General features: G+C 56.6%; 10 protein-coding genes. 4 read left to right on the top strand and 6 right to left on the bottom strand.

From position 1 onward, the window contains the following. Positions 1-260: 260 nt before the first annotated feature. Entirely contained in the window at positions 261-1,181 is a 921-nt protein-coding gene (locus ABLV30_RS26830; RefSeq protein WP_014230127.1) for a LysR family transcriptional regulator, read from the bottom strand. A 169-nt stretch (positions 1,182-1,350) separates the two neighbouring features. On the opposite strand from ABLV30_RS26830, the gene ABLV30_RS26825 reads away from it, so the two are divergent. Then, positions 1,351-1,668 (top strand): RcnB family protein, encoded by a 318-nt coding sequence (locus ABLV30_RS26825; protein WP_004852605.1) that lies wholly within the window; start codon positions 1,351-1,353, stop codon positions 1,666-1,668. 54 nt (positions 1,669-1,722) lie between these two features. Here the strand turns inward: ABLV30_RS26825 and ABLV30_RS26820 are convergent, their stop codons facing one another. Next, a complete protein-coding gene (locus ABLV30_RS26820; RefSeq protein ID WP_004852607.1) occupies positions 1,723-2,052 on the bottom strand; it encodes a hypothetical protein in 330 nt (109 codons plus the stop codon). 348 nt (positions 2,053-2,400) lie between these two features. Beyond that, positions 2,401-3,510 (bottom strand): iron-sulfur cluster carrier protein ApbC, encoded by a 1,110-nt coding sequence (gene apbC, locus ABLV30_RS26815; RefSeq protein WP_004103811.1) that lies wholly within the window; start codon positions 3,508-3,510, stop codon positions 2,401-2,403. 151 nt (positions 3,511-3,661) lie between these two features. On the opposite strand from apbC, the gene metG reads away from it, so the two are divergent. Both metG and ABLV30_RS26805 read left to right on the top strand, forming a co-directional pair. Then, positions 3,662-5,695: a methionine--tRNA ligase gene (gene metG / locus ABLV30_RS26810; protein WP_025107804.1), complete on the top strand. Its 2,034-nt coding sequence runs from the start codon at positions 3,662-3,664 to the stop codon at positions 5,693-5,695. 198 nt (positions 5,696-5,893) lie between these two features. Beyond that, a complete protein-coding gene (locus tag ABLV30_RS26805; protein ID WP_014230129.1) occupies positions 5,894-6,361 on the top strand; it encodes a YehR family lipoprotein in 468 nt (155 codons plus the stop codon). A gap of 48 nt (positions 6,362-6,409) precedes the next feature. Here ABLV30_RS26805 and ABLV30_RS26800 read toward each other — a convergent pair whose 3' ends face one another. Genes ABLV30_RS26800 through ABLV30_RS26790 form a run of 3 tightly spaced genes read right to left on the bottom strand, consistent with a single transcriptional unit; the run spans position 6,410 to position 9,332 of the window. Continuing rightward, the gene (locus ABLV30_RS26800) at positions 6,410-6,877 is read right to left on the bottom strand and encodes a DUF1456 family protein (protein ID WP_049082656.1); all 468 of its coding nucleotides are present in this window, start codon (positions 6,875-6,877) and stop codon (positions 6,410-6,412) included. A 53-nt stretch (positions 6,878-6,930) separates the two neighbouring features. Beyond that, complete coding sequence (btsR, locus tag ABLV30_RS26795; RefSeq protein WP_348865697.1) at positions 6,931-7,650, bottom strand: two-component system response regulator BtsR; 720 nt, start codon at positions 7,648-7,650, stop codon at positions 6,931-6,933. After that, the gene (locus ABLV30_RS26790; RefSeq protein ID WP_004852614.1) at positions 7,644-9,332 is read right to left on the bottom strand and encodes a sensor histidine kinase; all 1,689 of its coding nucleotides are present in this window, start codon (positions 9,330-9,332) and stop codon (positions 7,644-7,646) included. Before ABLV30_RS26790 ends, btsR begins: the two co-directional genes overlap by 7 nt. 210 nt (positions 9,333-9,542) lie before the next feature. On the opposite strand from ABLV30_RS26790, the gene ABLV30_RS26785 reads away from it, so the two are divergent. Further along, positions 9,543-10,301 (top strand): MerR family transcriptional regulator, encoded by a 759-nt coding sequence (locus ABLV30_RS26785; protein WP_047723253.1) that lies wholly within the window; start codon positions 9,543-9,545, stop codon positions 10,299-10,301. The last annotated feature ends 145 nt before the right edge of the window (positions 10,302-10,446 follow it).

Here is a 10,446-nt window from a genome sequence, read left to right as displayed (position 1 = left end):
AGCCGGAGAAAGTATCGGCAACTAAAAATGGTTGCAGGCGTTCACAGTATCTACCAATCCGTAGCCCGGCTAAGCGCAGCGCGAACCGGGAAAAAGCCACGCCGATCCGTCCCCCCGACACCGTTCCCGAAGGCGGCGCTGGCGCACCTGTCCGGGCTACCGGCCCGCAGATTGCTGTGAACCCGTAGCCCGGCTAAGCGCAGCGCGAGCCGGGAACAAGCCACGCCGATGCATAACCCGGCACCATTCCCGAGTCGGCGCTAGCGGCCCGCAGAGGGCGCGCGGGAATGAACCGCTTCGCACGCCTCTTTCACCGCCTCATACAGCAACCGTACCGCAGGCGAAAGCTGCTTGCGGTGCGGGCAAATCATATTCAGCGGCACCACGTCGCCCTGATACTCCGGCAACAGCACCTGGAGCCGCCCTTCACGGATATCATCCCCGACGTCGAGTTCAGATTTGAACGCGATCCCCTCCCCGGCAACCGCCAGGCGGCGAATCACCTCCGCATCATCGCTCACGATAGTGCCGGCAACCTGCACGTAATGGACCTTCCCGTCCAGGCTCAGCGGCCAGCGATCGAACGCCCTGCCGCGCAGCACGTAGGTCAGCGCATTGTGCCGGGCCAAATCTTCCAGCGTCTTCGGTTCGCCGTGTTCGGCTATCCAGCCGGGCGAGGCCACCAGCATCCGGCGGTTCTCCGGCGCGACGGGCAGGGAAATAAACGAGGCATCGTCGTTATCGCCGTAGCGAAACGCCACGTCTACCGGATCTTTAAATACGTCGGTCCGATGATCGGAAAACAGTATCCGCAGGCGCAGCGCGGGATGGCGCTGGCGAAAAGCGCGAAACACGCGCAGAAGCAAGTTGCGCCCCAGGTCGGACGGCACGGCAATTTGTAACGTACCGCGTACTTCGTCATCCGGCGTGCTGATTTTTTGCAGCCCCGCGTGCAGCGTATCAAGCATCTGCGTGGCATAGGGCAGCCAGGTTTCGCCTTCCGGCGTCAGGCGTAAACTCCGCGTCGAACGGGCAAAAAGACGGATATTCAGCGTCGTTTCCAGACGCTTGATCGCCGCGCTCACCTGCGCGGGCTGCAGCCCGGCCTCTCGCGCCGCATCGCTGAAGCTGCTTAACGCCGCAGCGCGGACAAACAATGCCAGATCTTCCAGCCGGAACATACACACTCCTCAACCCGGATTATTCTCAAAACAGGCGCGCGCCGATGAAAAACGGCGCTGCATCACCGTTTGCTTACACTTTTAACCAAACCAACGCTTGCCAATCCCTTGACGTATCAGGAATCATACGAGGCTGCGATTTTGTGTCCAGGATAATAATGGGGAAATTATGCGTAAAACAAAAATGATGCTTCTGGGCGTACTGTTGGCCTGCGCCAGCGGCGCGTGGGCGGCGACCGGCGAAGGTATACAGAAATATGAGCTGGATGGGGTCACCGCGGACTTCAAACAATTTCACATCGGCGATACCGTCCCGCCGCTGTACCTCACGCCAGAATACAACATCAAGCAGTGGCAGCAGCGCAATTTGCCTGCGCCGGATGCCGGGACCCGCTGGACCTATATGGGCGGAAGCTACGTGCTGATTACCGAAACCGAGGGGAAAATCCTCAAAATTTATGATGGCGAGATTTTTTACCATCGCTAAAAGCTGAACGCCAGCGCGCTCTCCCTGCCGCTGGCGTTTTTTTGTGGCAAAGCGCTATTCGTTAAAGCGGTTCTGTTTTTGCATAAATTCCTCGACGGCAATATATGAAGCAACCTGCTCATAGAGCATTAAAATACTTAATATCAGATCGCCGCCGCTACGCAGTAAATCATCCGGGGCCGTACGACTCTTGTCATCCGATAAAAAAACAATCTGTTCAAAAATATCACTGTACTCACCATAAGCGCCAATCGGAATCTCAGCTATCGGGAGATGCTCCTGGCAATAACGCAACGCGTCTGCTGCTTTCTCCGGCAGCGAGCGCGTATGCATAAAAATAACCAGTAGTTCTCGTAACTTAACGATTAGAGCAATATTATTCATCATGCACTCCGGAAATGTGTACGGCTATACTTTCCTTCCATCGTTTTTATATACGTATTACTGATAACATCCACGTTTCGCCAAATAAAAAGCCAAAATTAAATCTCATCACGGCGAATTAAAATCGTTACTTCTTTGCTATTAAAGCTCGCACAACCGCCAGAGGAAAACAATGTTAGCAATATGTTTTATTGATTAATCTCAATATCGCTAAATGTGAATAAAAATAAATAATATTTAACAGCGATATTATTCGCGCGGTGATTATCTCCTCGGTAGAAAACCGGGACGGAAAAACTAAAAAACCGCACGGCGAAAAGCGCCGGGCGGCTCAGGATAGTGAGGAGATTAGACCGCGCGGAAGGCTATCTCTCCGGGGATGACTTCCCCCTGCCAGTACAGCTGCGCCGCGACGCGGTCGGCCAGCTGGCGGTAGGTCTCGGTAAACTCGCTTTCCGGACGCGCAACCACCGTCGGCGTCCCTTTGTCGAGGTCTTCGCGCAGGGTAATATGCAGCGGCAGCTGGCCCAGCAGCTGAGTATGATATTTCTCCGCCAGCTTCTGCGCGCCGCCGGTACCGAAAATCGGCTCGTGGTGTCCGCAGTTGCTGCAGATATGCATGCTCATGTTTTCCACGATACCCAGCACCGGTACCTCGACTTTTTCAAACATCACGATGCCTTTTTTGGCGTCGATCAGGGCAATATCCTGCGGCGTGGTGACGACGACCGCGCCGGTGACCGGAATGTTTTGCGCCAGCGTCAGCTGAATATCACCGGTGCCCGGCGGCATATCCAGTACCAGATAATCGAGATCCGGCCACAGCGTTTCCTGCAGCATCTGCATCAGCGCCTTGCTGGCCATCGGGCCACGCCACACCATGGCGTTGTCGTCGGTCACCAGATAACCGATGGAGTTGGTAGCGAGACCGAATTTCATAATCGGCGCCATATGGGTGCCGTCCGGCGAAGTCGGACGCTGATCTTCCGCGCCGAGCATGGTCGGAATCGACGGCCCGTAAATATCGGCATCCAGAATGCCGACTTTCGCCCCTTCCGCCGCCAGCGCCAGCGCGAGGTTGACCGCCGTCGACGATTTACCCACCCCGCCCTTGCCGGAGCTGATGGCGATAATGTTTTTCACGCCGTTGATGCCCGGCTGATTTTTTACCCGCTGAAGCGTGGCGATGCTGTGCGTCAGCTTCCAGTCAATGGCTTTGGCGCCGGTAATGCGCAGCAGCTCGGCGCTGCACTGCTCCTTCAGCGCTTCAAACGCGCTGTTCCAGACGAACGGCATCTGAATTTCAATGTGCACGGTCTCGTCCAGCCAGGCGACGTGATGCAGCGCCTTCAGCGTAGTGAGGTTATGTTTCAGGGTTGGGTGCTGGAAATTAGCCAGGGTCCCGGCGACCATCGCGCGCAGACGCTCGGGGGATTTGGCCTGGGATTGCGAACTCATCCCGACTCCTTTGTTATTGTGAGTTGAATCTTGTGCGTTAAGTTTACCTTAAAGGGAATAATTCCCCCACCATAAGCTTTGGGCTTACCAAATTATTGCCTTTGCGGTAACATCAAAACCCCTTTTTACAATAGAAGATGTAATGCCCACTATGACTCAAGTCGCGAAGAAAATTCTGGTAACGTGCGCGCTGCCGTACGCAAACGGCTCAATCCACCTCGGCCACATGCTGGAGCACATCCAGGCTGATGTCTGGGTCCGTTACCAGCGAATGCGCGGCCACGAAGTCAACTTCATCTGCGCCGACGACGCCCACGGCACCCCGATCATGCTGAAAGCGCAGCAGCTCGGAATTACTCCGGAGCAGATGATTGGCGAAATGAGTCAGGAGCATCAGACCGATTTTGCTGGCTTCGACATCAGCTACGACAACTACCACTCCACGCACAGCGATGAAAACCGCGAGCTGTCGGAGCTCATCTACACGCGCCTGAAAGAGAACGGTTTTATCAAAAACCGTACCATCTCTCAGCTTTACGATCCGGAAAAAGGCATGTTCCTGCCGGACCGCTTTGTGAAAGGCACCTGTCCGAAGTGTAAATCACCGGATCAGTACGGCGATAACTGCGAAGTGTGCGGCGCGACCTACAGCCCGACCGAGCTTATCGAGCCGAAATCGGTGGTATCCGGCGCGACGCCGGTGATGCGCGAGTCCGAGCACTTCTTCTTCGACCTGCCGTCGTTCAGCGAAATGCTTCAGGCGTGGACCCGCAGCGGCGCGCTGCAGGAGCAGGTGGCGAATAAAATGCAGGAGTGGTTCGAGTCCGGCCTGCAGCAGTGGGATATCTCCCGCGATGCCCCGTACTTCGGCTTCGAAATCCCGAACGCGCCGGGTAAATACTTCTACGTCTGGCTGGATGCGCCGATCGGTTACATGGGCTCCTTTAAGAACCTGTGCGACAAGCGCGGCGACGCCACCAGCTTCGACGAGTACTGGAAGAAAGACTCTACCGCCGAGCTGTACCACTTTATCGGCAAAGACATCGTTTACTTCCACAGCCTGTTCTGGCCGGCGATGCTGGAAGGCAGCGGCTTCCGCAAACCGACCAACCTGTTCGTTCACGGCTACGTGACGGTCAACGGCGCCAAGATGTCCAAGTCGCGCGGTACCTTTATTAAGGCCAGTACCTGGCTGAATCATTTTGACGCCGACAGCCTGCGCTACTACTACACCGCCAAGCTCTCGTCACGTATCGATGATATCGACCTGAACCTGGAAGACTTCGTGCAGCGCGTCAACGCCGATATCGTCAACAAGGTGGTTAACCTTGCCTCGCGTAACGCCGGTTTCATCAACAAGCGTTTCGACGGCATGCTGTCCGCCGAGCTGGCCGATCCTCAGCTGTATAAAACCTTCACCGATGCGGCAGCAAGCATTGGCGATGCGTGGGACAGCCGCGAGTTCGGGAAAGCCATCCGCGAAATCATGGCGCTGGCCGACGTGGCAAACCGCTACGTTGACGAGCAGGCGCCGTGGGTGGTCGCCAAACAGGAAGGCCGCGACGCCGATCTGCAGGCCATCTGCACCATGGGCCTGAATATGTTCCGCGTGCTGATGACCTGGCTGAAGCCGGTTCTGCCGCAGTTGGCCGCCCGCGCCGAAGCGTTCCTCAACGGCGAACTGAGCTGGGATGCTATCCAGCAGCCGCTGCTCGGTCACAAGGTTAACGCCTTTAAAGCGCTGTATAACCGCATCGAAATGAAGCAGGTTGAGGCGCTGGTCGAAGCGTCGAAAGAAGAAGTGAAGGCGCTGTCAGCGCCGGTCACCGGTCCGCTGGCGGACGATCCGATTCAGGAAACTATCACCTTTGACGATTTCGCCAAAGTGGATATGCGCATCGCGCTGATTGAAAACGCCGAGTTCGTCGACGGTTCCGATAAGCTGCTGCGCCTGACGCTGGATCTCGGCGGCGAGAAGCGTAACGTCTTCTCCGGCATCCGCTCCGCCTACCCTGATCCGCAGGCGCTGATTGGCCGCCTGACGGTGATGGTCGCTAACCTGGCGCCGCGCAAAATGCGCTTCGGCATCTCTGAAGGCATGGTGATGGCCGCAGGTCCTGGCGGAAAAGATATCTTCCTGCTCAGCCCGGACAGCGGGGCTCAGCCGGGCCAGCAGGTCAAGTAAGGCTGTATAAAGCGCTGCTCCGGCAGCGCTTTTTTTTGAGCGCCAGGATATTGTCGACGACATCGCCCGCCGGGTGCTGGCGCAGAAAGAAGAAAACGCTGGCATAAGCGCAAAACGACGATTTCCGAGGATACGCCCGGCACCATCGCCCAATGCTGTATACAATTAGAGATGATGATTGATTAACAAGGAATGATAATGAAATTTAACCGCAGGATGACCGCCGCTCTGGGCGCCACGCTATTGATGGCCGCGCTTGTCGGCTGCGATAACAACAAAGATGAGGTCAAAACGTTTAACAATACGATCAACGGCGTTGATCTGACCTACATCTATCACTACAAAGGCGATGTCGTCACCCGCCAGGACGCGGAGAATACTATCCCCTATCAATCACTCGGGGTAAGTAACGAAGAGCAGGCGCGCAAGGTCATCGACCCTATCGGCGCGGCCTACAGCAAAATCAAAGGCGTTACCCACAGCGTCGACTATAAAGAGAACGTCGCGCAGGAACACCTCTCCATCGACTTTAATCAGGCTAAAATCAGCGAGCTGTGTCACTTGCCGGGGGCCAGTTTTTCCGACTGTTCACAAAAGTTCATTTCGCTGAGCGAGTCGGAGAAATTGCTGAAATCGCAGGGTTTTAAAGAAGTGAAACAGCCCTGACTGGTGCGGACTACTCCCGGCTTGCGCTGCGCTGAGCCGGGGGGCATATCAGGATTTCGCGTGTTCGCGCTCGGTCAGTCCGCGCAAAAAGTAGCGCAGGAACTGGTCGCCGCATTCGCGGAAGTTTTTATGATCCGGGGCGCGCATCATGGCGGTGATTTCCGGCATGGAGACGCGGAATTTCTGCTGGGTGAGGATAGCGAGAATATCATCCGTCTTCAGGGAGAAGGCAATACGCAGCTTTTTCAGCACGATGTTATTATTCACCCGGCGTTCGACCGCCAGCGGCGGCGCGGACGCATCTTTACCGCGTTTGTCGTAAATCAGGCCGTTGAGGAAATTCGACAGCACGATATCCGGGCAGCGCGCAAACCCCTCTTCGTCTTCTTTTTTCAGCCAGGGAACCAGCTGTTCCGCGCTGACCGGCGCATCCGCCAGGGCAAAAATACGAACCAGGCCGCTGTTATTGGTTTTCAGGGTGTAGCGCAGGCTACGGAGAATATCGTTACTGATCATATTGCCTTCATGATGAAAAAATCTGCCGCTAAGTCTATCACGATTCCGCCGTTTTACAGCCCAATCGCCTCTTTCAGGCTCTTCAGGTAGCGGCGGCTGACCGGCACCGTTTGCCCGGCGCGCATCAGCAGCTCCGCCTGGCCGTTCTCCTCAAAGCGGATCTCCTTGAGATGGGACATGTTGATCAGATACTGCCGATGGCAGCGCAGCAGCGGCGTTCGGCTCTCGAGCGTGCGCAGGGTGAGCTCGGTAAAGCCCTCTTTCCCTTCGCGGTCGGTCACGTAAATCCCGCTCATCCGGCTGCTGACGAAGGCCACGTCTTCCATCTGCAGTAGCCAGATCCGGCTGTGTCCGGTGCAGGGAATATATTTTAGCGCCTGCTGGGTATCGTCGAGTACGGTCATATCCTGCAGGCTGCGCTCCTGGCGCAGGCGAAACAGCGTTTTTTCCAGCCGGGCGGACTCAATCGGCTTCAGTAAATAATCAAACGCGTGCTCTTCAAAGGCCTTCACCGCGTACTCGTCAAACGCGGTAAGGAAGACGATATAGGGCCGATGCTGCGGATCGAGCATGCCGACCATCTCCAGACCGCTGATGCGCGGCATCTGGATATCCAGAAACAGCACGTCCGGGCGCAGCTTATGTACCGCGCCAATCGCCTCGACGGCATTCCCGCATTCGCCAACGATCTCAATATCAGGCTGGGTCTCCAGCAAAATACGCAGGTTTTCACGCGCCAGCGGCTCGTCGTCGACAATTAATACTTTTAACATGCGCTTTCCTCCAGAGGCAGTCTCAGCGTGACGCGGGTAAAACATTCCGGCTCGCAGGTTACGGTGATCCCGCAGTCAGTGCCAAAGCGCGCCCGCAGTCTGCGGTCGACCAGGTTCATGCCCAGCCCGCTGGCGCTGGGTTTGTCCTGATACAGCCCGGCATTATCTTCAATATCCAGCTGCAGCCAGCGCTCTTGCTGACTGGCGCGGATGGTGATTTCGCCCACCCCAAGGTGCTGCGAAGTCCCGTGTTTAATCGCGTTTTCGACGATTGGCTGCAGGGTAAACGCCGGTAGCTGATGCTGCCCCAGCGCCTCGGGCACCAGCATATGAATCTGCAAATTGGTCTGAAAACGCGCTTTCTCAATCTGCAAATAGGCGTTCACATGTTCAATCTCATCGGCCAGGGTCACGATTTCCGCTGGCCGCTTCAGGTTTTTGCGGAAAAAGGTCGACAGGTACTGCACCAGCTGCCCGGCCTGGTCGCTATCGCGGCGAATCACCGCTTTTAGCGTATTCAGCGCGTTGAACAGGAAGTGCGGATTCACCTGGGCGTGCAGCAGCTTGATTTCCGACTGCGTCAGCAGCGCCTTTTGCCGCTCATACTGTCCGGCCAGGATCTGCGCCGACAGCAGCTGCGCAATTCCCTCCCCCAGCGTGCGGTTGATGGAGCTAAACAGGCGGTTTTTCGCTTCATAGAGTTTAATGGTACCGATGACCCGCTGATTTTCGCCGCGCAGCGGGATAACCAGCGTCGAGCCCAGCTTGCAGTTCGGATGAATCGAGCAGCGGTAAGGCACCTCGTTGCCGTCGGCGTAAACGACTTCGCCGGTATCTATCGCCTTTTGGGTATAGAGAGAAGAGATGGGTTTGCCCGGGAGGTGGTGATCGTCGCCGATCCCGGTAAACGCCAGCAGCTTGTCGCGATCGGTTATCGCCACCGCGCCGATATCCAGCTCCTGGATCAGCACCTGCGCGACCTTCATGCTGTTCTCTTCGTTGAACCCCTGGCGCAGGATCCCCTCCGTCGAAGCGGCGACCTTCAGCGCCGTAGCCGAAAAGGCCGAGGTGTATTTTTCAAACATCGCTCGCTTATCCAGCAGGATGCGCATAAATAGCGCCGCCCCGACGGTGTTGGTGACCATCATGGGCGCGGCGATGCTTTGTACCAGATGCAGGGCATCTTCGAACGGGCGAGCGATAAGCAGAATAATCAGCATCTGCACCATCTCGGCGAAAAAGGTGATCGCGCCGGCGGTGAGCGGGCTGAAGACTTTGTCCGGCCGCCCGCGTTTGACCAGAATACTGTGTACCAGCCCGCCGAGTAGCCCTTCTACGATGGTGGATACCATACAGCTCAGCGCGGTCATGCCGCCCAGCGAGTAGCGGTGAAGCCCGCCGGTCAGCCCCACCAGGCCGCCAACCACCGGCCCGCCCAGCAGGCCCCCCATCACCGCGCCGATGGCGCGCGTATTGGCGATCGAGTCTTCGATATGCAGCCCGAAGTAGGTACCGAGGATGCAGAAAATGGAGAAGGTTACGTAGCACAGGAGCTTATGCGGCAGCCGGACGGTGACCTGCATTAACGGGATGAACAGCCGCGTTTTGCTCATCAGCCACGCAATGACCAAAAACACGCACATCTGCTGAAGCAGCAGCAACACCAGATCAAACTCGTACATACCCGCAGACCACACTTCATTTGAAAGCGCGTAACATACACTGCTTGCTTATAACTTTCTTTGAAGCAATACATGAAAATGATAATTCATGTTCAGGATCACATTTCTTCGCGTCTCGCCGGCTCAAATCTGTACAAAAAACAGACAAAAATTCCCGCTTCGGCAAACAGCTTCTACAGTTAATGGAGGAGAACACAGCGGGAGGAGAAAATGGCGCTTTATACAATCGGCGAAGTGGCCCAGCTTTGCGATATCAATCCCGTGACGTTACGCGCCTGGCAGCGGCGCTACGGATTACTGAAACCCCAGCGTACCGACGGCGGCCACCGCCTGTTCAACGAATATGAGATAGACCGGATTCGCGAAATTAAACGCTGGATTGACTCCGGCGTGCAGGTGGGGAAAGTGAAAACGCTGCTGATGGATAATGAGCAGGAGGTGGCCGACGGCTGGCGCAAGCAGCAGGAAATTTTGCTCGGTTATCTGCAAAACGGTAGCTATCATCGCCTGCGTATGTGGCTTAAGGAGCGCAACCACAGCGAGTCAGCGCAAATTCTGGTGAAGAATCTGATTAATCCATTACGCCAGCGCCTGCTTAGCCCGCAGCCCACGCTGCTGGCGCTGCGGGGCATCCTTGATGGTATTCTGATTAATCATATCGCCCGCACTCTTTCATCCACGGCAAAATATCCCGGCAGCCATGCGCTGATTATCGGCTGGAATGTGAATGATATCACCCGGCTATGGCTGGAGGGCTGGATAGCCAGCGAACAGGGCTGGCGGGTGGACATTCTCGCCCATTCGCTGAACCAGCTCCGACCGGAGCTTTTCCCGGAGAGTACGCTGATGGTCTGGTGTGGAGAAGCGCCCTGTAGCGCCCAGGTCAATCAAATGCGCCTCTGGGAGCAGCAGGGGCAGATTATCTGGCTGAATCACGCCACCGCCACGTCTCCCGGAGGCGGCGCCTGACGCGCCTGTCCGGGCTACGGGTTATCTGCAATCTGTGGCCCGGTAGCCCGGCTAAGCGCAGCGCAAGCGGGTAGAAGCCGCAGCAATGCCACGTCGCGGCACATTCCCCGGGTTGCGGCGTAAACGCCTTACCCGGGCTACCGGC

The organism is Klebsiella sp. CN_Kp113 (assembly GCF_040064585.1).
GTDB lineage: Bacteria > Pseudomonadota > Gammaproteobacteria > Enterobacterales > Enterobacteriaceae > Klebsiella > Klebsiella michiganensis.
Note: the sequence above shows the minus strand (reverse complement) of the source record. Positions and strands in the feature narration are given on the sequence as shown.